Here is a 23,062-nt window from a genome sequence, read left to right as displayed (position 1 = left end):
TCCAAGGAAGCCAGGACCATGTCGCATACGCTGGGCAACAGAGAAAGCATGATCATCATCGGCGCGGGGCTGGGCGGTTTGTCGACCGGCTGCTACGCGCAAATGAACGGATACAAGACGCAGATCTTCGAGATGCACGAAATCCCCGGCGGCTGCTGCACCGCCTGGGAACGCGGCGACTTCACCTTCGACTGCTGCATCAGCTGGCTGCTCGGCAACGGCCCGGGCAACGAGATGCACCAGATCTGGCTGGAACTCGGCGCGCTGCAAGGCAAGCAGATGCGCCACTTCGACGTGTTCAACATCGTGCGCGGCGCCAACGGCCGCGAGGTGTACTTCTATTCCGATCCCGATCGGCTCGAGGCTCATCTGATCGAGATCTCGCCGGCCGACACCAAGCTGATCCGCGAATTCGTCGGCGGCCTGCGCAAGTTCCGCAAGGCCTTGAACGTGTATCCCTTCCTCAAGCCGGTCGGGCTGATGGGCCGCTGGGAACGCTGGAAGATGCTGGCATCGTTCATCCCCTACTTCAACACCATCCGCAAGTCGATCAGCGTGTTGATGACCGACTACTCGGCGCAGTTCAAGGACCCGTTCCTGCGCGAGGCGTTCAATTTCATCCTGTACGAAAAGCATCAGAACTTCCCGGTGCTGCCGTTCTACTTCCAGCTCGCCTCGCACGCCAATCTGTCGGCCGGCGTGCCCGAGGGCGGCTCGCTGGGCCTGGCCAAGTCGATCGAGGAACGCTTCCGCCGCCTGGGCGGCGAGGTGAATTACAACGCCAAGGTCGAGGAGATCCTGGTCCAGAACGATCGCGCGATCGGCATCCGCCTGAGCGACGGGCGCGAGGTGTTCTCCGACATCGTGGTCTCGGCCGCCGACGGCCACACCACGATGATGAAGTTCCTCAAGGGCAAGTACCTCAGCGAGACCTATCGCAAGCTCTACACCGAGACGATCACCGAACCGCACATGGTGTTCCCGGGGTACTTCATCACCTTCCTCGGCCTGGACAAGCCCTTCCCCGAAGGCGAACCGTGCACCACGTATCTGCTGGATGAGGAAGAAGCCGCCGAGATGGTCGGCATCCGTCATCCGAGCATCAACGTGCAGTTCCGCAGCCAGCACTATCCCGAACTCGCGCCGGGCGAGACCACCATCGTCTACGCGACTTATTTCTGCGATATCGCGCCGTGGCGCGCGCTCAACGAAGGCCCCGAACAGGTCAGCCGCAAGCGCAAGGGCGAGGAGTTCCACACCCTGCCGGTGCGACGCGGCCATGAGTATCACGCGGCCAAGCGCAAGGTCAGCAACGCGATGATCCGGTTCCTGGAAAAACGCTATCCGGGGCTGAAGGATTCGATCACCGTGCGCGACGTGTCCAGCCCGCTGACCCAGGTGCGCTACACCGGCAACTACGACGGTACCGTGCTCGGCTGGCAGCCGTTCGTCGAAAGCGGCGAGACCTTGGAAGAGGAAATCAAGAAGAACGGCCCGGTGCTCGAAGGCCTGTCGAATTTCTACGTATCCGGCGTATGGGCCACCACCGGCGGGCTGATCCGCGCCGCCGCCGCGGGCCGTCATGTCATGCAGTTCATCTGCAAGGACGACGGCAAGGATTTCACCGCCAGCATCGACAACCACAAGCCGCTGCCGACCCATCTGATCCATCCGGTCGGCCCGGCCGCGCCCGCGTATCGACCCGCCGGCGCTTACCCGCAATTGATCACCACCAGGACCTTGAGCACATGAAGATCGAAAAATGGGTAGTGCGCGAGCATGTCGAAGGCGTGCCCGATGCCGGCCGCATCTACGAAAAGGTCGAGGAAGAGCTCGACGTGAATCTCGGCGACGGGCAGATGCTGCTCAAGACGCTGTACGTGTCGGTCGATCCCTATCTGCAAGGCATTTGCCTGGACACGCCGATCGGCAACCACATGGGCGCCGATTCGATCATGGAGGTGCTCGACGCGGGCCCCGATGCGCCGTTCAAGCCGGGCGATCTGGTGCAGGGATTCGGCGGCTGGCGCACGCATTTGGTCAGCGACGGCAAGCCGGCGCTGTGGCAGACCGGTACGTTTCCGATGGTGTTTCCGGCCTATCGAAAACTCGATCCGGCCAATTACGACGACACCCTGCCGCTGTCGACCGCGCTCGGCGTGATGGGCGGCCCGGGCATGACCGCCTGGGGCACCTTGACCAAGTTCATGGCGGTCAAGCCCGGCGACACCATCGTCATCAGTGGCGCCTCGGGCATGATCGGCAGCCTGGTCGGGCAGATGGCCAAGCGCGCCGGCGCGCGCGTGGTCGGCACCGCCGGCTCGCCGGCGAAGGCGCAGTACCTCACCGAGTTGGGCTTCGATGCGATCGTCGACTACAAGGCCAACGACACCGCCGACAAGATGCGCGAGGCGCTGCAACAGGCCGCGCCCGACGGCGTCGACAAATACTTCGACAGCATCGGCGGCATGGTCACCGACGTGGTGTTCTCGATGCTCAACGTCGACAGCCAGGTCGCGGTGTGCTGGCAGTGGGCGAGCCAGGTCGAGCAGGACTACACCGGGCCGCGGCTGCTGCCGTACATCATGTTTCCGCGCGCGACCATCCGCGGGATCTTCTCGCTGGAGTGGTTCACCGATTCCAACTGGCAGGCCCTGCACAGCGATCTGGGCGGGATGATCCGCCGTCAGGAACTGAGTTCGGCCCACACCATCCGCCACGGCTTCGACGAGATCCCGCAGGCTTACCAAAGCCTGTTCGTCGGCGGCGCCGACAACCGCGGCAAGGTGCTGGTCAAGCTGTAGTCGCTCGTTCGCCACGTTGCATCGCAAGCCCATCGATTGCGACAGTCGCGCGCGCCGCCCGAGCCATGGGCGGCGCGCATGGACGGCGCGCGCCACGAGAATGCTCATGTCCCCTGCTCCGTCCGATCGTTCCGGCTTCGATCAATCCAGCACCGAAAAAGCGGGCATCGATAAAGCCGGCTTCAATCAAGCCACCCCTCATCAGTCCAATCCTGATCGGTCCACCGTCACCCAACTGGCTGCGAACTCACGTGGCTCCAGGCGCGTACTGACCGGCCTGATGCTGGCGCTGTTCCTCGGCGCGATCGAACAAACCGTCGTCGCCACCGCCCTGCCCGCGATCGTCGGCGACCTGCAACGCTTCGACCTGATGGGCTGGGCGGTGTCGGCCTATCTGCTCGCGAGCGCGGCGGCGACGCCGGTGATCGGCAAGCTCGGCGATCTGCATGGACGCCGGATCATGCTGCTGGTGTGCATGGGCGGCTTCCTGCTCGGTTCGGTGCTGTGCGCGCTGGCGAGCAGCATGCCGATGCTGGTCGCCGCGCGCGCCTTGCAGGGCGTCGGCGGCGCCGGCCTGATCATCGTCGCCCAGGCCGCGGTCGCGGAAATCGCCGGGCCGCGCGATCGAAGCCGCTTCGCCGGCTACTTCGCCATCGTCTGGGCGGTGGCCGGACTGATCGGTCCGCTGCTGGGCGGCGCGCTGACCGACTGGCTGGGCTGGCGCGCGATCTTCTGGATCAACCTGCCGATCGGTCTGCTCGCATTGGCCATCGCCTGGCCCGGCATGCGCGCCTTCGTCGCCGCCGGCCACAGCGGCCGCATCGATTACCTGAGCACGCTGTTGTTCGCGATCGCGACCACCGCCTTCCTGTTCGCGCTGACCTGGGGCGGCGTGCGCTACGCCTGGACCTCGTCGCAGGTGCTGGGCCTGTTCGCGTTCGCCGCGGTGGTCGGGTTCGCGTTCGCGCTGCGCCAGACCCGGGTCGCCGATCCGGTGCTGCCGCCGATGTTCCTGCGCCACGCGGTGATCGGCCCGGCCCTGCTGGTCGGTCTGCTGACCTACGGTTTCTACATCGCGGTGGCGGTGCTGATGCCGGCCTATTACCAGATCGGCCTGGGCCTGAGCGCCTCGCACGCCGGCGTGTTGTTGATCCCGGCCCTGGTCGGCGGCGCGATCAGCGCCTTGCTCGGCGGCCGCCACGCCGCGCGCAGCGGCGACTTCAAGGGGCCGGTGCTGCTGGGCTTTCCGATCGCGATCGCGGCCTTGTTCGCGATGGGTCTGTTCGCCGAACAGCTGACTGCGTTGAGCGCGTCGCTGCTGCTGGGCGCGGTCGGCTTCGGCATCGGCCCGAGCACGGCGATCATCAACGTCGTCGCCCAGAACGCCGCGCCGGCGCGCCAACTCGGCAGCGTCACCGGCGCCATGGCCTTCGTGCGCACGCTCGGGACAGCGGTGGTCGCCACCGCCGGCTCGGCCTTGATCCTGCTGCGCTTGGCCCAGGCCGGCATCGGCACCGCCCACGACGGCGCGAGCGCGCGCAGCCTCAGCGAGCTGGCCGCGCAGGCCCTGTCGCCGTCGGCGCGCGAACTGTTCCGCGCCGCGTTCGGCGGATTGTTCTATGCGGCGGCCGCGGGGCTGTTGCTGGCGGCGATCGTGTTCATGAGCATCCGCTCGCGCCATCTGCGGGTCAGCACCGAGCCGCAACGCGCGGCCGCGGCGGAGGCCTGAGCCCAGGCGGCCGCGTCCCGACGGCCGCGCGAGCCGCGCGATCACCGATTGCCCCGACCGCGGCCTCCCGCGCGGCGCTTCGATGTAGACGTGCGTCACGCAAAAATACAATTTCACAATTTTGGATACAGCGTCACGGCCCGGACCTTGCTAGGGTCACCACTAGCTAGCGCCGGACGCTGCGGTATCGTGCAATGCCGCGACGCATCGTGACCGAGTTAGCGCGAGGACGGCGCCAGACGGACCGGTTCGCCCGGTCGGCAGCACCCGCGGTACGCACCACATAACGATTAGCGCCTACGCGCGCACCGCCGCCGTGTGCGGCAGATTGATTCGGGACTTCATGAAAACGACACTCGGCGTAGCGCTTACGCCTCCGACAGCGGCTGCGTTGATCGCCGGCGCGTGTGTGCTCGCGGCCGCGTTCCTGCCTACCTACCACGCCTGCGTGCCCGACCAGACGCGCATTCCTCCGATCGTGGCCAATCCGCCCGCGATCGAACTGCCCAAACCGCATGCGATACCGGCCCGGGCGGCCGGCCTGAAAGCCATCCAGGCCAAGCCCGCCGCCAGCGCGATCGCCGGGGCCGAGCCCTCGCGCGCGGCGGCCACGCCCGAGCCCGGCAACAGCGCGCGCGGCCAGCGCTGACCCGCGACGACGCGCCGGGTCGGCTCAGGCCGGCTCGGCCGGGTCCCGCGCCAGCTTGCTGTGGCGAATGCCGTAACCGAAATACACCGCGCAGCCGATCAGCAGCCAGATCGCGAACCGCTCGAAAGTCAGGTACGGCAATCCGCTGATCAGCCACAGCGAGAAACCGATGCCGATCAGCGGCACCAGCGGCGACCACGGGGTACGGAACGGACGCGGCAGTTCGGGCGAGCGGTAACGCAGAACCAGCACCGCGCTGCAGATCACCACGAACGCGCACAGCACCCCGATGTTGACCAGCTTGGCCAGTTCCTCCAGCGAAAACAGCCCGGCCGCCACCGCCGCGACCGCGCCGACCAGCCAGGTCGTGCGCCACGGCGTGCGCCAGCGCGGATGCGCCTTTCCGAACCAGCCCGGCAGCAGCCCGTCGCGCGACAGCGCGAACCAGATCCGCGCGCCGGCCAGCAGATTGGCGAAGATCACGCTGGTGATGCCGCAGATCGAGGCCAGCGAAATCGCCACCATCACCTTGGGCATGCCGATCGCCGCGAACGCGTTGGCGACCGGCGCATCGTTGCCGAGCGTGGTGTAGGACACGATCCCGGTCAGCACCAGGCAGATGCCGATGTACAGGGTCATCGCGATCGCCAGCGACAGCACCACCGCGCGCGGCAGGTCGCGTTGCGGGTCGATCGCTTCCTCGGCCGCGGTGGTCATCATCTCGTAGCCGAACACCGCGAAGAACACGATCGAGGCGCCGGCCACCACGCCGTGAACGCCGAACGGCATGAACGGCTGCCAGCGCGCCGGGTCCACATAGGCCACGCCGGCGACGATGATCAGCACCGCCGCGCCGATCTTGATCGCCACCACCACGGTGTTGAAGCGCGCGCCCCATTCGGTCTTGAACGCCAGCAGCGCGGTGATCGCCAGCGACACGAACACCGCCGGCACATTCACCACCTGCCCGGCCTTGCCGCCGAACCAGCCGCCCTGCGCCCACACCGGCAGCGCCACCCCGGCCGCGTCGAGCAAGGCCTGCACGTAACCGGACCAGCCCACCGCGACCACCGCCGCGATCAGCGCGAACTCCAGCAGCAGATCCCAGCCGATCAACCAACCGGCGAACTCGCCGAGCACCGCATAGCCGTAGGTATAGGCGCTGCCCGACACCGGAATCAGCCCGGCGAACTCGGCGTAGCACAGCGCCGCCGCCGCGCTGGCGATGCCGGCCAGCACGAACGACAGCACCACCGCCGGCCCGGCGGTGCCGGCCGCGACCGTGCCGGTCAACACGAAGATGCCCACGCCGATGATCCCGCCCAGGCCGATCGCGGTCAGATGCCACAACCCCAACACCCGGCGCAGTTCGCCGCGGGTCAGCGCCTCGCGCTGCAATTGCTCGACGGACTTGCGGCGCAACATGCGGGCGGTGAGGTTCATCGAAGCTCCAGCGGCGAAGTCGGCAGACCTCGCCGATGCTCGCACCGGCGCGGCGCGCCGGACTAGTCGCGCTTGCCCGGCTTGGACGCGGAAGTCCGCACAATCGGGGCATCGCGGCCTGTGTGCCCGGGTATCGTCGCGTCCTGACCGGGCCCGCCCGCGGCGCGACAGCGCGACCGCGATACGGCATCGACTACCATGCGTCCCGGCCGGTTCGCGCCTGGGTTCGCGCCTGTTCGACAGCCCGGCGCACCGCGCCGTTCCGCCCACGCCTTCGAGCCGCACCGCGATGAATCGACGCTTCCGCCACGCACTGCTCTGCCTGCTCGCCTTCGCGCCCGGCCTGTGCGACGCCACCGTCCGGCGCGACCCGGCCGAACGCCTGCAACAGCAATTGCGGATCGAACAGCAGCGCTACGGCATCGTCGGCCAGTCGGTCGAAATCAGCCACGACGGCAAGCCGCTGTTCCAGGGCGTGGACGGGGCGTCCGACCTCGACAGCGGCCAACGCGTGGCCGCGGACGACATCTTCCCGGTGTACTCGCTCGCCAAACTGTTCGTCTCCACCTTGCTCATGCAATTGGTCGAACAAGGCAAGGTCGACCTGGACCGGCCCGCGAGCGCCTACCTGCGCGACCTGCCCGAACCCTGGAAGGCGATCAGCGTGCGCCAGTTCCTCAATCACACCTCCGGCGTCGCCGAGTACTACACGCCCGAGCAGATGGCCGGCACCGCCGAAGCCAACGCCTCCTTCCCCGCGAGCCTGCCGGCGGCCCTGGCCGTCGCCGCCGCCCGACCGATGCAGTTCGCGCCCGGCAGCCGCACGCGCTACACCCAGACCAACTACCTGGTGCTCACGCAGTTGCTGGAAACCCACTACGGCCAGCCCTATCCGCGGATCGCGCGCGAACGCATCCTGGTCCCGCTGGGGCTGCAACGCACCTGGCTGGGCCGCGACGGCCTGCCCGCGCGCGGCGTGGTCTTCGCTTATCGCGGCCAGGACGGCAAAGCGCAGCCGATGCCGGATGTGGCCTGGCCCGCGTATGCCGTGGGCCACAGCGCGCTGTACATGAGCCGCGGCGACCTGTCCGCGTTCCTGCGCGCGGTCGCCGCCGGCGAGTTGGTGTCGAAGGCCACGCTGATGCAGTTGTGGCAACCGCTGACGCTGTCGGGCGGCCAACGCGGCGAATTCCTCAGCGGCTGGGAGAGCGGCGACAGCGGCAGCTATCGCAACGTCGGCCACGACGGCGGCACCGTGGTGCGCGCGCGCATCCTGTTCAACGACTCGCTGGACCGCAACGTCTACACCATCGTCTACCTGACCAACGGCAGCGCCCGCAACGTGTGGTCGCGCACCCTGGTGGACGATCTGATGGGCGTGCTGGCGCCGCAGCGTTTCCCGGCGCAGGCCCTGGCCGACCGCATCGCCGCATTCGCGCTGCGCGCGCCGGACGATGCGCGGATGCAGGCATTCGCCGACAGCCTGCGCGCGGATCGCAGCGTCGAAAAACAGCAGCTCGAGCGAACGATCAACAACACCGGTTACGCCTTACGCGAAAGCCACGGCGCGGATGTCGCCTTGCGCGCCTTCCTGCTCAATACGCGGCTGTTCCCGAAATCGGCGAATGCCTGGGACAGCCTGGCCGAAACCTACGAGGCCAAGGGCGACCTCGCCGATGCGAAAGCCGCCAGGCGCAAGCAACAGGCGCTGTCGACCCCGTCGCGTTGAGCGTCGCGAGCGCACGCGGCAGGCATTGTCCTCGGGCGGCGAATCAGTTCATGCGAAGTCGATTGCCTGATACACGCGGCCGGGCAGCCGCGGCACCGGCACCGGCACAAGCTTTAGCGTCATCCGCCGTCATCCCGCAGCCAACAACCGCATCGCCAGCCAAGCCGGCACGCCGATATAAAACGCCAAACGGCCCAGCCATTCCAGCGCATCGCGCACCGCGGCAACGTGCACCGAGCGCAACACAAGGGCCAGTATCACGACGGTTTCGATCGCGACCCGCAGCACCGCGTCGAACAGCATCAAACCGATCGACCACGACGCCCACCAGATCAGCAAACCGGCGAGATAAGCACCCAGGCCATAGCTGTAGTACTCGCCGAACACACCGCCGAACGCAATGATCTGGTGCAAACGGAACGCGACCAGCGCCAGCAGTAGCGCGAACAAGGCGAATTTCACCAGCGGGTGATCGAGCCGGCGCCGGCGCGCGTCGGCGCGGCTCTGGGCCAGATCGGCCAGAGCGTTCGCGAAGCTTCCTTCCAGCCGGATCGGTACGCCGGTCGCGGCCAACATGCGCTGCAATGCGCGCGGACGGGTCGACGCCAGACTCCAGGTCCAGCACGGGCCTGCGGCCAGGCGCACATCGACGCCGCTGCCCGGCAACCGAATGCGCCAGGGCCGCAGCGCGGCGATCGACGCGACCGGAAGTTCGATCTTGCGCCGGCGCTGGTCCAGCACCAGCAGCGAAGCTTCGACGCGCGCCTGCGCGACGAACGCGCGCTCGATCGCCCACGCGGCCACGGCCGGCGCCAACACGGCCGCGGCGAACAGCCACAGTTGCGACAAGGACTGAATCTGCAGGCCCGTGCGCGCCAGCATGTCGTAGGCCAGCCACAGCAGCCCCATGCCCGCTAATAGTCGCAGCGCGCCGGTCACTGCGCGCCACAGCGGCGTGAGCATCGCCACTTCGACGACCGTTTCCACCCGCGGCGCGGCCGAAGCACGCCGACGCAAGGCCTGCCATGCCGCCAGCGCGGCCAAGGCCAGCACAAACACCGCACCCGCGCGGCCCACCCAATCGCCCCAGCGCACCATCAAGGTCGGCGACGGATCGCGCGCGCTGATGAAGGCCGTCAGCACGGCCTGATCGCCGATCGCGGTGTTCGCGAGCACCTCGCCGGTGTCGTCGATGATCGCGCTGAAGCCGTTGGTGGTGACGCGCACCTGCGGCAATCGGGTTTCGATGCTGCGAAACGCGGCGACCGCCAGATGCAGGCGCGCGCCGACCGGGTACGCGGTGAACCACGAATCGTTGGAGATACCAAGGATGGCCTGGGCGCCGAGCCGCGCGCCGTCGATGGCCAGGACCGGATGCACGTCGTCCAGGCAGATCAGCGGCACCACGTTGACCTCGCGCCCGTCCGCGCTGCGCAGCGGCAGCACGCGCGCGCCGTCGCCGGGGCTCCAGCTGCCGGTCCACGGCAACACGCTGCGCAAGCGCGGGCCGTCCAGCCAGCGCGGCACGTGTTCTGTCAACGGGAATGGATAGGTCTTGCGATAGACGCCGAGCAGGCCCTTGCCGGGTTCGAGAAACACCGCCGCGTTGTACTCGCCCTGCGCATCGCGGTCGTAGGTGCCGAACACCAAGGGCACGCCGGCCGCATCGACGAAGCCCTGGATCTCTCGGTCCAGCGCCGCGCCGTCCTCGCTGCGCGGATGGCCGAAGGTGGTGGGATACACGGTTTCCGACCACAGCAGCACGTCCGCCCGATGATCGCGGATCGCCGACCACGATAGGGCGTAATGGGTGTCGAGCACATGCCGGACCACGCCGTATGCGCCGATTTCCTTGCGCAGCCGCTCGTAGTCGGTGATGTTGGCCTGGACCATAGTCACGCGCAGTGTCGGCGCGTCGGCGAGCGCGGGCGCCTGCAAGGCCGCGCGCCGCAACCCGCCGTAACCGGCCATGCAGACCACGATGCCAGCCGCCAGCGCGAGCGGCCGCAGCAGCACGCGCATGCTGCGATCTGGCTCGCGATATTTGACGATGGCGAAGGCGATCGCTTCGTTGACCAGCAACAGCAACACAGTGATGCCCGCGGCACCGCCGAGATCGGCGACCTGACGCAGCACCGCGGACGGAAACAAGCCGTGCCCCAAGGTATCGCCCAAGGGCTTGGCCACCAGCCATTCGCAGGCCACCCACGCGCAGGTCGCTGCGAGCGCGCGCAGCACCGGTCCGTAACGGCGTCCGGCCCACTGGCGCACCAGCGCGAAGGCGATGAATTGCGGTTGCACCAGCGGCGCGAACACAAGCAGCACCAGCGTCGCCGTCGACGCGCCCACGCCGGTGTAGGCGCCGATCGCCGCGCCGAACCAGTAGAAAACCGCCGCGACGAAGGCGACGCTCATCAGCGCGGCGTTCATCAGCACGCGCGGCGTCGTCCTGTCGGTATTGAGCGTCAGCAGCCACGGCACCAGCGCGACGAAGCCCAGCATCCAGGCGAAGCCGCCGAGCGCGTACACGCCGAGCAACGCGGCGGTGGCGAGAATGCCGGCGAGGCTGCGCCAGCGGGACAACCGCTCATGGGTCAAGTCGAACACTCCGTGTCGCGGGGTGAGCGCGGGAAATCAGCGCGGGGGAATCTGGATCTGCCGTCGCGGCATGCCGGGTGGCGCGAGTTCCGGCGGCACCACCCGGTCGGCCGGCATCGCGATCGGCCGGCCCTGGGCGTCGTGCAAGACGAAATCGGGCGAGAACATCAGGATCGGTTCGATCGCAACGCCCTCGTCGGTCACCTGATGATGGCGAACATAGCCTGGCGGCAGTTCATAGCCTTCCGGCACCGCCAGCCCGACCAGCGGCGGACTGGTGCCGGGCGGATTGAACGCGCCCAGGCCGGTGCGCACGCCGGCCTGCTGCAAGGCCTCGATCACCTGCGCGCCGGTGGGCTCCGGATCGCCGGGCTGGAAGTAAGCGGCCAGATCGTCGGGATCGTTGCTCGGCATGTCCTGCGCTGCTGGTGGCGATGCGACTCGTCGTGCGGGATGGGTGGCTGCGGACCGATCGTCCATCGCCGCGGCCATCGTGGCGCGATCCCCGCCGGCCTGCGCGGCGGGGCTATTCGAACCGAGCGCAGGTTCACGCAGGCACCACCACCCGATCAGCGCGACCGCGGCCGCGAGGACACCCACCACCCACGGCAGCCTGCCGCCGCGCGTGGCGGGTTTCGCGATCACGCGCATGCCCTCGCCGTCCGCTCGGGACGACGGGGCATCGCCATGACCATGCTTGCTCACGGTCGCTTATCCGCGCGAATCGCGATCAAGGATTGGCCGGCTGATAGACCGACAACGCCCAACCCATGCGCTCGTGCCCGTACTGGTTCCAGATCGGGTTACGGCCGTTGGTGAAGCTGGAATAGCGCGGCGCGCCGGTGCCGGTGGTGCCGCCCCACAGACCCGCCGACACGGTGCCGCCGGTGTAGGTCGGATGGGTGTCGTCGGACTGGATGTAGTCGAACGAACTCGACGACGAAACGAACTTGGTGTTCGCATCGCGCAAGGTCGCGCGCAGGGTCACCGAGGTGCGGGTGACATAGCTGGCTTCGCTCTCCCCGGACACGTAACGCAGCGCGTCGGAATCGATCAGGCCGTCGCCGTTGCTGTCGTAATCCGCGGCCATGTACTGGGCGAAGCTGTCCGCGCACTGGAAGCCCTTCTGGCGGGCGTATTCGCACATCCAGTAGTTCATCTTGGCGATCGCCGGCAGGAAGCGGTCGCGCATGTTCACCGTCTGGCCGGTGCCGGCGTCGCGGCAGGCGCTCTGCACGTTGTCGGTGTTGTAGCCGGGATAGTGCAGATTGGAAATCACCTTGAGCCGGGTGTTGGCGTGCGCGTTGGTGTTGATGTAATCCATCGCCGCCGCGACGTAGGTCTTGCACGAATTGATCGCCGCATCCAGCCCGCTGTAATCGCAGGTGCCGGTCTGCGCCTTGAACGCCGAACGCGCCTGCAGGCCGTCGTTGCCGCACATCTCGAAGCTCACCACCCGGGTCGAGGCGGCCTGCATGTAGGAACGCTCGGCCACGATCTTGTTTTCGTAGACGTCGCGCGCCACCGCGCCGGACTTGGCCCGACGCACGCTTTCGATATCGGCGTTCCAGCGCGCCGACAGGTATTCGGCGTCCACCGTCGGCGCCGAGTATTTGCCCGCGTTGCTGATCGAGCCGTTGTAGCCGGCGAAGATCGAATCGCCGTAGGCGACGGTCCGGTATTTGGCGGTGGTGCCGGCCCGGTCGATGGTCCACGACACGTTCTGGTTGAGGGTATTGGCCATCGCGGGGGCCGCGAGCGCGATCAGCGCCACAGCCGAAAGCAACCGCCCCGCCTTGTTGCGGAACAGAGTCTTCATCCTTAATTCCCCTTCGAGATGATGTGCGCTGCGAACACCTGCTGGTGTCCGATGAGAATGTCGTGCGATGTAATGAGTCGATAAAAACGCGAAGTCCGACTGACGGCGAGCACGCCCTGAGTTTCCGGCATGGCTCCCCCTGCCAACGCCCCCGGACGCTAGCGTACGGTTCCGGTGGCACGCAATGTGCGCTGCAACAGCCACGGGGGGCTGCATCACGTTTTCGCACTTGGGCGGGACGAACGCCGCATGCGGGCAGCAGCAAGCAACGATCCATGCACGAGCGCAAAAGGCGGTCGGCGCTGCGAAGACCAGGTCGCGCGCCTGTTCGATGCGCCGGTTTCGCGAGAATCAGGCCTGTCGCCCGGGCAAGGGATCGACGCCACCGGTTCGGCGCTACGATTGGCCACGATCGCAACGAGCACTCGGACCCTACGGCCCCATGCCCAACCTTGAGCAATACCTGGAACAAGGAAGCGTCGTCTCGTTCCTGCAGCGCGCCGGCATGGCCCCGCAGTCGATACAGCATCACCGCGCGTTCGCCTCGAACTGGGGCTGGGACGACGGGACATCGGCCTATGTGACGCTGTGGATGCACGACATCCACGATCCCCACGGCATTCCGAAGTGGAGCCAGAGCGACCCCTCGCTCAGGGACGACCTCGCGGGCCAGCGCGGGTCCCGAGCCGCCGAGTTGTATTCGATCCTGGTGCGCTATTCCGGTCGGCCGGTGCGGGTGATCCTGCAGAAACGCAAGGCGGACCGCTCCAAGTGGCGCTCGGGCCTGTCGCAGGCGCGCGGCCTGGACCCGGTTGCCTGGTATCCCCTCGTCGAAGGCGACACCGTGCTGCTGCAGCGCGGTTCGCTGCCGGGCCGCCGCGACGTCTCCGTCGACGGCCAGCCCATGCCGTCTCGCCCGCCTTCGTTCGCGCTTCGCGAAACCCGTCCCGAACAAGGCAAATTCCGCCAGCGTGTCGCCGCCAAGACCGGCAACCGTTGCGCCCTGTCCGGCGCGCCGCAAGAGGTTTGCGACGCGGCCCATTTTCCCTGGGCCGACTGGCGCACCGACAACCAAGCCCATCATGGCGTGCTGCTGCGCCGCGACCTGCACGCCGCCTTGGACTGCGGCCTGATTGAAATCGATCGGCTGGGCCGGATCATCGTCAGCGAATACCTCGCCTCGATGTCGGACGATTACCGGGCCTTGCATGGACGCGAGGTGCCCGTCGGAAAATCGTGAGCGAGTGCGAACGAGGGCCTCGCGACAAGCCGCCGTCCCGTGGTGGATTACAGCCCGAACTCGCGCTTGAAGTTGGAGAGAACCTCGTTGGTGTAGTAGTAGTCCGGCTCGTGCTTGGCCGCGCGGACCATCACCTGGAAGTCCGGAGCCTCGGGGTCTTCGGAGTTGAACTTCACCAGGCCGATCCCGACCACTCCGGCCAGCGCATCCAGGCGCTTGAGGTCGGACGGATTGGAGTTGCGCGGCACCGCGATATAAACCCGATGCGCGAAAAGTTTGTAAGCGCAGGCTTGACCGAAGGCGACGATCAGATTCTGAGTGTCGATCTTGATTTCGACCGCGAGCACCTCGGTCGTGAACTTGATCGGGTCGCTGGGCTTGGCCGCGTAAAGACCGATCACATCCGGCGTCCCCCACTTCCCGCCCGCGCCGTTGCCGCCGATGGGCTTGGCGACGGTGACTTCCTCCAGCTCGACTTCCAGCCATTCCGCGAACGGCTGGTAGAAGTCGGCCTCGCGATGCTTGGCGACCGCGACCGTCGGCGCAGGCTCGCGGTTGCCGCTGTCGCCCAGGGCGTAAACGCCCCGATCGGGCCGCGTGACGCCGGGCGGCAGGTGGTTGCGGAAGTGGTGGAGCGAACCGGTGATGGTGTTCCTGTTCTCGTCCGGAAGCGCCGCGGCCACCGCCCGCGACAGATCCGCCCAGCGGATGCCGGTGGGCGTGGCCGTGATTATTTTCAGTGCGGCATCGGCAACGCGCTTGCGTGCAGTCGTCATGATGTCCCTTGCCGCCTGGAGCGGCGCGGTTGGGTGAATGGCGTACGCGATCAACTCGTCGCGGCTTCGATCTGCTCGATCACGCTTCTGCCGAACAGTTCGCACGGGACGACCTCGGGGCTGTCGTCGGTGAACTCCACGTAGTGCTCCTTGGCGCCGCGAATCACTTTTTCCACGGGTTGGTAGTGTTTGCTTCGAGACGGACGAATGAACACGAATCGCTCCTGCGGCTCGGCATAATGGAGGATCAGCCAGACCTCCTGCTCGGGATGCGCCCGCACGTACTCGAGCTTGTCGGGCCTGACCCAATAGCTGCTGCCGCGCATCTGCTCGGTGCCGGTGACTTCCACCGCAAGCAAGGGCAGTTGACGTGCATCCGTCGTAACCACTTCGATGTCGGGCCGTCCGGCTTCTTTTGGATGCTCCGCGATGAACTCGGTGCTGCCCGCGCCGAAGCCCACGACCTGAGCCGCGGCGCGCGGATCGATGGCGTCGATCAAGCCCTTGACCTTGCCGAGCCGCACTGCTTCCTTTTCCCAGGCGGCTCGATCGTAGTGCCGTTTCCAGAAGAACTTCTCCCGCTCTTGCAATTCATCGCAAGTGAAGGCCATCCCGACCGATAGTTCCATGGCCGGGAAGGTGCGCTCGCGGATGCTGCAACAGTAGTTTCCGTCGATGAATATCCAGTACCTGCCCTTCTCGGGTTTGTACTGGATCCTGGTGATTCTCCCCACCGCTCGCTCCTTGCGTTCATCGAAATCCTGTGCCGGCCCGCATCGCGAAATCGAGCCGCCCAGGCAGTTGCGCGGCTACTTCGCTCGCCGAGCCCGTCCTGGCTACGTCGGCGGAAAATAACGCAGTAGACTACGCAGGCGCTATACCAGGCGCTCAAGCCCCCCTAATCTCTCCTCACTCGGCAAACATGCCGCCCCTGAATTTGGCGTATATATTTTGAATACGAAGGACAAATCCGGTATCGACAAAGACGTGCCGGAGCACACCCCGCTGATGCGTCAGTTCTTCGCCGCCAAGGCCGAGCACCCGGACGTGCTGCTGTTCTTCCGCATGGGCGATTTCTACGAGCTGTTTTACGACGACGCCCGCAAGGCGGCGCGACTGCTCGACATCACCCTGACCCAGCGCGGCAATTCGGCCGGTCAACCGATCCCGATGGCCGGCGTGCCGCACCATTCGGCCGAAGGCTATCTGGCGCGGCTGGTCGCGCTGGGCGAATCGGTGGCGATCTGCGAACAGATCGGCGACCCGGCCCTGGCCAAGGGCATCGTCGAACGCAAGGTGGTGCGCGTGATCACCCCGGGCACGGTCACCGACGAGGCCCTGCTCAACGAACGCCGCGACACCTTGCTGCTGGCGATCTCGCGCGGCAAGCATGGTTACGGCGTGGCCTGGGCCGATCTGGCCGCCGGCCGTTTCCTGGTCAACGAAGTCGCGACCGAAGACGCGCTCGAAGCCGAGATCGCGCGCCTGGAGCCGGCCGAGGTGCTGGTCGCCGACGAAGACGGCTGGGCGCCGTTCGTGGCCGAACGCAACGGCATGCGCCGGCGGCCGCCGTGGTTGTTCGATGTCGACAGCGGCCGGCGTCAGTTGCTGCGCTTCTTCGCGTTGCACGATCTGAGCGGTTTCGGCCTGGAAGACAAGCCGCTGGCGATCGCCGCGGCCGCCGCGTTGCTGGGTTATGTCGAAGAAACCCAGAAGCAGCGCCTGCCGCATCTGACCTCGATCGCGGTCGAATCCGGCGACGGCGCGATCGCGATGAACGCGGCCACCCGCCGGCATCTGGAACTCGACAGCCGCGTCGACGGCGACAGCCGCACCACCCTGCTCGGCGTGCTCGACAGCACGGTCACGCCGATGGGCGGACGCCTGCTGCGGCGCTGGCTGCACCGGCCGCTGCGCGACCGCGACGTGCTGCGCCATCGCCATCACGCCGTGTCGACCCTGATCGACAGCGGCGGCGGCGACGAGGTGCGCGAACGCTTCCGGGCGCTCGGCGATCTCGAACGCATTCTCTCGCGCATCGCCCTGCGCAGCGCGCGTCCGCGCGACCTGTCGACCTTGCGCGACGGCCTGGGCCTGCTGCCCGACGTCGGCACGATCCTGCGCCCGCTGGATTCGCCGCGGCTCAACGCGCTGTGCGCTTCGCTCGGCGAACACGACGAACACGCGCACCTGCTGGCCCAGGCCATCGTCACCCAGCCGCCAGTGCTCGCGCGCGACGGCGGCGTGTTCGCGACCGGTTACGACGCCGAGCTCGACGAACTGCGCACGCTGTCGACCAACGCCGATCAGTTCCTGGTCGACCTGGAAGCGCGCGAACGCGCCAGCAGCGGCATCGCGACGCTGAAGGTCGGCTACAACCGCGTCCACGGCTATTACCTGGAAATCAGCAAGGCGCAGGCGGAAAAGGCGCCGACCCACTACACCCGCCGCCAGACCCTGAGCAACGCCGAGCGCTACATCACCGAAGAACTCAAGCAGTTCGAAGACAAGGTGCTGTCGGCGCGCGAACGTTCGCTGGCGCGCGAGCGGCTGCTGTACGAGCAATTGCTCGACGCGCTCAACGAGCGCCTGGAACCGCTCAAGCGCTGCGCCGCGGCCTTGTCCGAGCTCGACGTGCTGTGCGGTTTCGCCGAACGCGCCGCCGCGCTGGACTGGTCGCGGCCGGAACTGTCGGACGCGCCGGGGCTGCGGATCGAACGCGGCCGGCATCCGGTGGTCGAGGCGGTGCGCAAGGAACCGTTCGAACCCAACGACCTGATTCTCGACGAGGACAACGGCCGCCGCATGCTGGTCATCACCGGCCCGAACATGGGCGGTAAGTCGACCTACATGCGCCAGAACGCGCTGATCGTGCTGCTGGCCCACATCGGCAGCTTCGTGCCGGCCTCGCGCGCGGTGATCGGCCCGATCGACCGCATCCTGACCCGCATCGGCGCCGGCGACGACCTCGCCCGCGGCCAATCGACCTTCATGGTCGAGATGAGCGAGACGAGCTACATCCTGCATCACGCCACCCACCAGTCGCTGGTGCTGATGGACGAAATCGGCCGCGGCACCTCGACCTACGACGGCCTGGCCCTGGCCGAGGCCTGCGCGCGCCACCTCGCCCACAACAACCGCGCCTACACCTTGTTCGCGACGCATTACTTCGAGCTGACCGCGTTGGCCGAACCGGGCAACGGCATCGCCAACGTGCATCTGGACGCGGTCGAGCATCACGACAAGAACGGCGGCGAGCAGTTGGTGTTCATGCACGCGGTCAAGGACGGCCCGGCCGATCGCAGCTTCGGTCTGCAGGTGGCGGCGCTGGCCGGCCTGCCCAAGTCGGTGGTCAAGCAGGCGCGCGGGCGGCTGATCGAACTGGAGCAACAAGGCCGCGACACGCCCAAGCCGTCGTTCGCCAAGGCCGCGCTGGACGCGCCGCAACAGTTCGGCCTGTTCGCGCCGCCGTCGTCGGCCGCGCTCGATGCGCTGGCCGAGGTCGACCCGGACGAGTTGACGCCGAAGCAGGCGCTGGAAGCCTTGTATCGGATCAAGGCGCTGGTTTGATGCGAAGCCTGGAAACGGGCCGGGTTTCGCAAAGTCCGCGCAAATAGCTGACCGATACGAAACCTGTACTCGCCATCCCACGTTTGCTTTGCTCGTAACAGCTGCTGTTCGTCACGCCTGCATTTGCCGGTACTCGTCATCCCGGTGTTTGCCCATGCTCGTCATCCCCGCGAAGGCGGGGATCCAGGGCTTCACCGCGACAGGACTGTGAAGTCTCTGGATCCCCGCCTTCGCGGGGATGACGGCCGCTGAAACGACGGCCGAGATCGCAGTGCGCTACCCGCATCGCACTGCCCACGGCGACCGACCCGCTAAACTGTCGCCCGGAATGGACACCGGAGCCCCCGTGGAAGCCTTGCTATTCGTCGTCGGCGTGGTCGCCGGTCTGATCCTCGCCCGTCTTTATCGGGCCACGCCGGTGGCCCCGGCCGCTATTGCCGATGCTTCTCCGCCGCAGGTCGATTCAGCGGCCGATGAAGCGGACAACAGCGAAGCCAAGGCGCCGATTGAAACCTCTGCGGCCACCGACGAAACGCCCGCCGATCAACTGCTGCGGTTGATCCGCGCGATCGACGCGGTCGACGAACGCATCCAGCGCCCGCAGGACCTACTGGCCCTGCCCGAATTCCATCAGGGCGTGGACCTGCTCGCCGGCGAGGCCTTCAGCGCCGAGGAACTGGTCCGCCAGCTCGGCGGCACCGGCTACGTGCAGCAGTCGATGATCACCCGGGTGCTGCCGCGACGCGGCGACATCGCGCTCGCCCCGGTGCTCGAACACGCCGCCCAGTTCGGCGGCTACCCGCTGCATTTCCTGATCGACTACCTGCGCACCCGCGGCGACGCGCAGGCGCTGCCGCATCTGATGCGGCACGCGCAGCCGTGGTGGTGGGATTTCGCGCCGGTGCGCCAGCAATTGCGCGACTACCTGCAATGGGCGCAGCAGTTCGGCGAGGCGCCGGCCGCGCCGGCGCTGGACGAACTCGAAGAAGCCCAGGCCAGCCAGCTGCGCGACACCCTCAAGCGCTTCGCCTCGCCGTTGCTCGATCCGCTGCTGGCGCAGGTCGAACGCGCCGCCAACGCGCGCCGCGAAGGCCGCGTGCTCGGCGCGTTCGGCCGGGTCAACGCGGCGATCAAGCCGCAGACGCGGATCGTGCATGACACCTTGGCGCGACAGCTCGAACGCATGCATGAGTTGCTGAGCAACGAGGCGACGACCTCGGTCCTGGTCGCCGGCGAACACGGCGTCGGCAAGAGCGTGCTGATCGATCTGCTCAGCCAGCGCCTGCAAAGCGAAGGCTGGCTGGTGTTCGAAGCCAGCGCCGCGGAAATCCTGTCCGGGCAGAGCTACATCGGCGAACTCGAGGAACGCGTGCGCGAAATGCTCGCCGTGCTCGATCGCAAGCAGGCGCTGTGGCGCGCGCCCGATTTCTTCGACCTGCTGGCCAAGGGCTCGCACTCGCGCGATCCGCGCGGCTTGCTCGACCTGATGCTGCCGGCGATCGAACGCGGCCAGTTGCGGGTGATCGGCGAAATCACCCCGCGCCAGCTGGCGCAGTTGCTGATCGCGCGGCCGGTGGTCAAGCACCATTTCGAAATCCTCAACCTCGCCCCGGTCGACCCGCTCGCGCTGGAACCGATCGCGGCCGAATGGGCGCGGATCGAAGCCGAACGCCTCGGCCGCCCGGTCGCCGACACGCGCGTGCTGGCCGAGGCCGCGCGCATGGCCGCGCAGTATTTTCCCGAACAACAGGAACCCGGCCGCCTGCTGCGCCTGCTCGGCGACAGCCTGCAAAGCGCGAGCGCGCAAGAGCCGCCGGCCCTGCCGCTGGACGCCGAAGGCCTGCTGGCGACCATCGCCCAGCGCAGCGGCCTGCCGCTGGACGTGATCGACGATCGCCAGAGCCTGGACCTGGATCGCCTGCGCGCATTCTTCCGCCAGCGCGTGATCGGCCAGGACGAAGCCGTCGATGCCCTGCTCGACCGCATCGCCATGCTCAAGGCCGGCCTGACCGACAACGGCCGGCCGATCGGCGTGTTCCTGTTCGCCGGCCCCACCGGCACCGGCAAGACCGAACTGGCCAAGGCGCTGGGCGAATTGCTGTTCGGCAGCGACGAACGCCTGCTGCGCCTGGACATGAGCGAGTTCCAGTCCGAGGACTCGGCCTGGCGCCTGACCGCCGACGAAGGCGGCCAAGGCGGCGTGCGTTCGCTGACCTCGCGCATCCGTGAGCAACCGTTCTCGGTGGTGCTGCTGGACGAATTCGAAAAAGCCCATCCGAAGGTGTGGGACCTGTTTCTGCAGGTGTTCGACGACGCGCGCCTGAGCGACCGCAGCGGCCACACCGCCGACTTCCGCCACAGCATCATCATCCTGACCAGCAACGTCGGCTCGACCATTTCGCGCACCGCCGGGCCGGGCTTCAACTCGGTCAGCGGCGGCTATTCGCGCAGCGCGGTCGAGAAGGCGCTGTACGAAACCTTCCGCCGCGAATTCATCAATCGCCTGGACCGGGTGGTGCTGTTCAACCCGCTCGACCGCAACCTGATGCGCGAGATCCTGCACAAGGAGCTGGGCCGCGTGCTGACCCGGCGCGGCCTGCGCAATCGCGACTGGGCGGTGGAATGGGAGCCCTCGGCGATCGAGTTCCTGCTCGACCGCGGCTTCACCCCGGACCTGGGCGCGCGTCCGCTGCGCCGCGCCATCGAGCACTACCTGCTCGCGCCGCTCGCGCGCAGCATCGTCGAACACCGCGCGCCGCGCGGCGATCAGTTCCTGTTCGTGCGCAGCGCCGGCGACAAGCTCGATGTGGTGTTCATCGACCCCGATGCGACGCAGGCGCGCGAAGTCACGCCGACCGATGAAGCCGCGACTGCCGATGCCGCCGCGCCCGCGGCGGCCGGCGATTTGCGCGACCTGGTCTACGCGCCCTCGGCCGACGCCGAGGCGATCGCGCGCCTGGACGCGCGCCTGCGCGAACTCGACACGTCGATCGAATCGGCCGACTGGGTGCGGGCGCGCGAAGCCGACTACGCGCGCATGAGCGAGTCCGACTTCTGGTCGGCCGGCGACCGTCACGGCGTGCTCGACCGGATCGAACGCCGCGACCGCATCGAAAGCGCGCTCGATACCGCCCAGCGCATGCAGCAGCGCCTGCGTCAGGAACGCGGCAACGGCGAGTTCGCCGGCCGCATCGCGCAACTGCTGTTCCTGCTCGGGCTGGCGATCGACGCGGTGCGCGAGCAACGCCCGCAGGACGCGCTGATCCAGATCGACACCGGCGACGCCGATCCGCTGCGTTCGGGCGCCGACCTGCGCCTGTGGTGGCAACAGTTGCTGGCGATGTACCTGGCCTGGGCGCAACGCCGCAACATGCGCGTCGACGTGCTGCGCCAGGACCCGGAACACTGCAAGGCGTGGCTGGCGGTGAGCGGCTTCGGCGCGCTGGACCTGCTGCAGGGCGAATCGGGCCTGCATGTGTTCGAGGAACTCGACGACGGCGTCACCCGTCGCGCCTCGCTGTCGGTGCAGGTCGCCGCCGACCTGCCCGGCCGCGCGCGCGTGGCCCAGGCCGCGCCGGACGGCGAACGCCGGATCTGCCGTCGCTACCGCGAATCGCCGTCGCCGTTGGTGCGCGACGGCGTGCGCGGCTGGCGCAGCGGCCGGCTCGATCGCGTGCTCGGCGGCGAATTCGACGTGATCCAGGGCGGTTAAGTCGCCCCTCGACTGGCGTCGTCGCCGGTCCATCGCCGCGCGCACGCGGCGGTTTGATGATCCACCCGCGCGCGCCGGCCATCTGCGCCCGTCGCGCTGCGCGATGCAAGCGCGCCAAACCGGTCCCCGCATAAAAAAACGACAGGCGCCTCTCGGGCGCCTGTCGCGTCGCAATGCACTTCGCTTAGAACTCGCAATCCGCGGCGCACTCGCGGTAGGCGCGATTGCAGTGCTGGATCGAACCGCCGCCGGCCTGGGCGATGCAGTCGCGCTTGATCTCCAGGCAGGTGTTGATGCAATCGGGATCCGCCGCGAACGCCGAGGCGCCCAGGCCCAGACCGAACACCAATGCCGTCGCCGCGGCGATCCGCAGGCCCGCGCTCTTGCCCATCGTGTTTGCCTTCATCGTGTTTCCCTCCTTGGTCGAATGGATGAGCGCCACGGCGCTGCGGCCGGCGCTCGCGGCGAGTATGGGCCGGTGCCGGCATGCACAAACGCTGCTGCAAAGCAGCATCCGCGCGCGGATCGGCAAGCCGCGACGCCCGACCGGCGCGTTTGTTACATCGATCACGAATCGGCCACGGGCATGCCGCCGCGCCCCCACCCTGCAACGACTCGGGTCAGTTCACTTCGCAACCCGCCAGGCACTCGCGATACAGACGATTGCAATGCTGGGTGTCGCCCGGATTGCCCGGAGGCGCCTGAGCGCGGCAGTCGTTCATGAGCTCCTGGCAGGTGCTGTAGCAGCCCGGGTCCGAAGCCGCCGCCGAAGCGCCGAAGCCCAGGCCGAACACCAGCGCGGCCATCGCCGCCCAACGTAGATCGATCCGTTTCATTCCATCTCTCCCTGAAAGTGCGCGGACAACTCCTGCATCGTCGTGTGAGCGGCGGCCATGCGGCCGGCGCTCGCCGTCAGTATAAAAAGCGATGCGAACACCCTGCGCCGTGCTGCAAAGCAGCACCAGACGCGCAAGGTCGACTCGATCACGGCGC

Annotated in this window: 16 protein-coding genes; 8 read left to right on the top strand and 8 right to left on the bottom strand. The window is 67.6% G+C overall.

The features are described from left to right. Positions 1 to 18 precede the first annotated feature (18 nt). From IEQ11_RS09040 to IEQ11_RS09025, 4 genes are all read left to right on the top strand, one after another. Positions 19 to 1,752 carry a phytoene desaturase family protein gene (locus IEQ11_RS09040; RefSeq protein WP_191822850.1) on the top strand — a complete coding sequence of 578 codons (1,734 nt, stop codon included), beginning with the start codon at positions 19 to 21 and terminating at the stop codon, positions 1,750 to 1,752. Further along, on the top strand, positions 1,749 to 2,804 hold the full coding sequence (locus IEQ11_RS09035; RefSeq protein ID WP_191822851.1) for an MDR family NADP-dependent oxidoreductase: 1,056 nt from the start codon (positions 1,749 to 1,751) through the stop codon (positions 2,802 to 2,804). The genes IEQ11_RS09040 and IEQ11_RS09035 overlap by 4 nt, the downstream gene beginning before the upstream one ends. A gap of 106 nt (positions 2,805 to 2,910) precedes the next feature. After that, a complete protein-coding gene (locus IEQ11_RS09030; protein WP_191822852.1) occupies positions 2,911 to 4,533 on the top strand; it encodes an MFS transporter in 1,623 nt (540 codons plus the stop codon). A gap of 343 nt (positions 4,534 to 4,876) precedes the next feature. Then, positions 4,877 to 5,182, top strand: coding sequence for a hypothetical protein (locus IEQ11_RS09025; protein ID WP_148650310.1), 306 nt, complete (start codon positions 4,877 to 4,879; stop codon positions 5,180 to 5,182). A gap of 24 nt (positions 5,183 to 5,206) precedes the next feature. On the opposite strand, the gene IEQ11_RS09020 is transcribed toward IEQ11_RS09025, so the two are convergent. Continuing rightward, positions 5,207 to 6,625 carry an amino acid permease gene (locus tag IEQ11_RS09020; protein WP_057921295.1) on the bottom strand — a complete coding sequence of 473 codons (1,419 nt, stop codon included), beginning with the start codon at positions 6,623 to 6,625 and terminating at the stop codon, positions 5,207 to 5,209. A gap of 289 nt (positions 6,626 to 6,914) precedes the next feature. Here IEQ11_RS09020 and IEQ11_RS09015 point away from each other — a divergent pair, with 289 nt between their 5' ends. Then, positions 6,915 to 8,354, top strand: a complete 1,440-nt coding sequence (locus IEQ11_RS09015; RefSeq protein WP_191822853.1) for a serine hydrolase domain-containing protein — start codon at positions 6,915 to 6,917, stop codon at positions 8,352 to 8,354. A 129-nt stretch (positions 8,355 to 8,483) separates the two neighbouring features. Here the strand turns inward: IEQ11_RS09015 and lnt are convergent, their stop codons facing one another. The 3 genes from lnt to IEQ11_RS09000 all read right to left on the bottom strand — a co-directional run bounded on the left by lnt (position 8,484) and on the right by IEQ11_RS09000 (position 12,771). Next, positions 8,484 to 10,952: an apolipoprotein N-acyltransferase gene (gene lnt, locus IEQ11_RS09010; protein WP_228464863.1), complete on the bottom strand. Its 2,469-nt coding sequence runs from the start codon at positions 10,950 to 10,952 to the stop codon at positions 8,484 to 8,486. A 36-nt stretch (positions 10,953 to 10,988) separates the two neighbouring features. Continuing rightward, positions 10,989 to 11,366, bottom strand: coding sequence for a hypothetical protein (locus IEQ11_RS09005; protein WP_228464865.1), 378 nt, complete (start codon positions 11,364 to 11,366; stop codon positions 10,989 to 10,991). A 316-nt stretch (positions 11,367 to 11,682) separates the two neighbouring features. After that, the gene (locus tag IEQ11_RS09000; RefSeq protein WP_191822855.1) at positions 11,683 to 12,771 is read right to left on the bottom strand and encodes an SGNH/GDSL hydrolase family protein; all 1,089 of its coding nucleotides are present in this window, start codon (positions 12,769 to 12,771) and stop codon (positions 11,683 to 11,685) included. A gap of 442 nt (positions 12,772 to 13,213) precedes the next feature. On the opposite strand from IEQ11_RS09000, the gene IEQ11_RS08995 reads away from it, so the two are divergent. Then, positions 13,214 to 14,011 carry a hypothetical protein gene (locus IEQ11_RS08995; RefSeq protein ID WP_191822856.1) on the top strand — a complete coding sequence of 266 codons (798 nt, stop codon included), beginning with the start codon at positions 13,214 to 13,216 and terminating at the stop codon, positions 14,009 to 14,011. A gap of 47 nt (positions 14,012 to 14,058) precedes the next feature. On the opposite strand, the gene IEQ11_RS08990 is transcribed toward IEQ11_RS08995, so the two are convergent. Together IEQ11_RS08990 and IEQ11_RS08985 are read right to left on the bottom strand one after the other, a co-directional pair. After that, complete coding sequence (locus IEQ11_RS08990; RefSeq protein WP_191822857.1) at positions 14,059 to 14,841, bottom strand: hypothetical protein; 783 nt, start codon at positions 14,839 to 14,841, stop codon at positions 14,059 to 14,061. Further along, positions 14,838 to 15,521 (bottom strand): hypothetical protein, encoded by a 684-nt coding sequence (locus tag IEQ11_RS08985; RefSeq protein ID WP_191822858.1) that lies wholly within the window; start codon positions 15,519 to 15,521, stop codon positions 14,838 to 14,840. The genes IEQ11_RS08990 and IEQ11_RS08985 overlap by 4 nt, the downstream gene beginning before the upstream one ends. A 274-nt stretch (positions 15,522 to 15,795) precedes the next feature. Between IEQ11_RS08985 and mutS the strand changes: the two genes are divergently transcribed. Further along, on the top strand, positions 15,796 to 18,357 hold the full coding sequence (mutS, locus tag IEQ11_RS08980; RefSeq protein ID WP_191822872.1) for a DNA mismatch repair protein MutS: 2,562 nt from the start codon (positions 15,796 to 15,798) through the stop codon (positions 18,355 to 18,357). A gap of 346 nt (positions 18,358 to 18,703) precedes the next feature. Next, positions 18,704 to 22,069 carry an AAA family ATPase gene (locus tag IEQ11_RS08975; RefSeq protein WP_247024772.1) on the top strand — a complete coding sequence of 1,122 codons (3,366 nt, stop codon included), beginning with the start codon at positions 18,704 to 18,706 and terminating at the stop codon, positions 22,067 to 22,069. 184 nt (positions 22,070 to 22,253) lie between these two features. Here the strand turns inward: IEQ11_RS08975 and IEQ11_RS08970 are convergent, their stop codons facing one another. Together IEQ11_RS08970 and IEQ11_RS08965 are read right to left on the bottom strand one after the other, a co-directional pair. Beyond that, positions 22,254 to 22,475 (bottom strand): hypothetical protein, encoded by a 222-nt coding sequence (locus IEQ11_RS08970; RefSeq protein WP_191822860.1) that lies wholly within the window; start codon positions 22,473 to 22,475, stop codon positions 22,254 to 22,256. A gap of 214 nt (positions 22,476 to 22,689) precedes the next feature. After that, positions 22,690 to 22,905, bottom strand: a complete 216-nt coding sequence (locus IEQ11_RS08965; RefSeq protein WP_148650308.1) for a hypothetical protein — start codon at positions 22,903 to 22,905, stop codon at positions 22,690 to 22,692. Positions 22,906 to 23,062 lie beyond the last annotated feature (157 nt).

Source organism: Lysobacter capsici, from assembly GCF_014779555.2.
Lineage (GTDB): Bacteria > Pseudomonadota > Gammaproteobacteria > Xanthomonadales > Xanthomonadaceae > Lysobacter > Lysobacter capsici.
This window is presented reverse-complemented; position numbering and strand designations above follow the sequence as displayed.

Coding starts and splice junctions, on each gene's coding strand:
- IEQ11_RS09040 (WP_191822850.1), top strand. CDS start 19: ATGTCGCATACGCTGGGCAACAGAGAAAGCATGATCATCATCGGCGCG.
- IEQ11_RS09000 (WP_191822855.1), bottom strand. CDS start 12,771: ATGAAGACTCTGTTCCGCAACAAGGCGGGGCGGTTGCTTTCGGCTGTG.
- IEQ11_RS09035 (WP_191822851.1), top strand. CDS start 1,749: ATGAAGATCGAAAAATGGGTAGTGCGCGAGCATGTCGAAGGCGTGCCC.
- IEQ11_RS08995 (WP_191822856.1), top strand. CDS start 13,214: ATGCCCAACCTTGAGCAATACCTGGAACAAGGAAGCGTCGTCTCGTTC.
- IEQ11_RS09005 (WP_228464865.1), bottom strand. CDS start 11,366: ATGCCGAGCAACGATCCCGACGATCTGGCCGCTTACTTCCAGCCCGGC.
- IEQ11_RS09025 (WP_148650310.1), top strand. CDS start 4,877: ATGAAAACGACACTCGGCGTAGCGCTTACGCCTCCGACAGCGGCTGCG.
- IEQ11_RS09020 (WP_057921295.1), bottom strand. CDS start 6,625: ATGAACCTCACCGCCCGCATGTTGCGCCGCAAGTCCGTCGAGCAATTG.
- IEQ11_RS08970 (WP_191822860.1), bottom strand. CDS start 22,475: ATGAAGGCAAACACGATGGGCAAGAGCGCGGGCCTGCGGATCGCCGCG.
- mutS (WP_191822872.1), top strand. CDS start 15,796: ATGCGTCAGTTCTTCGCCGCCAAGGCCGAGCACCCGGACGTGCTGCTG.
- IEQ11_RS09030 (WP_191822852.1), top strand. CDS start 2,911: ATGTCCCCTGCTCCGTCCGATCGTTCCGGCTTCGATCAATCCAGCACC.
- IEQ11_RS09015 (WP_191822853.1), top strand. CDS start 6,915: ATGAATCGACGCTTCCGCCACGCACTGCTCTGCCTGCTCGCCTTCGCG.
- IEQ11_RS08965 (WP_148650308.1), bottom strand. CDS start 22,905: ATGAAACGGATCGATCTACGTTGGGCGGCGATGGCCGCGCTGGTGTTC.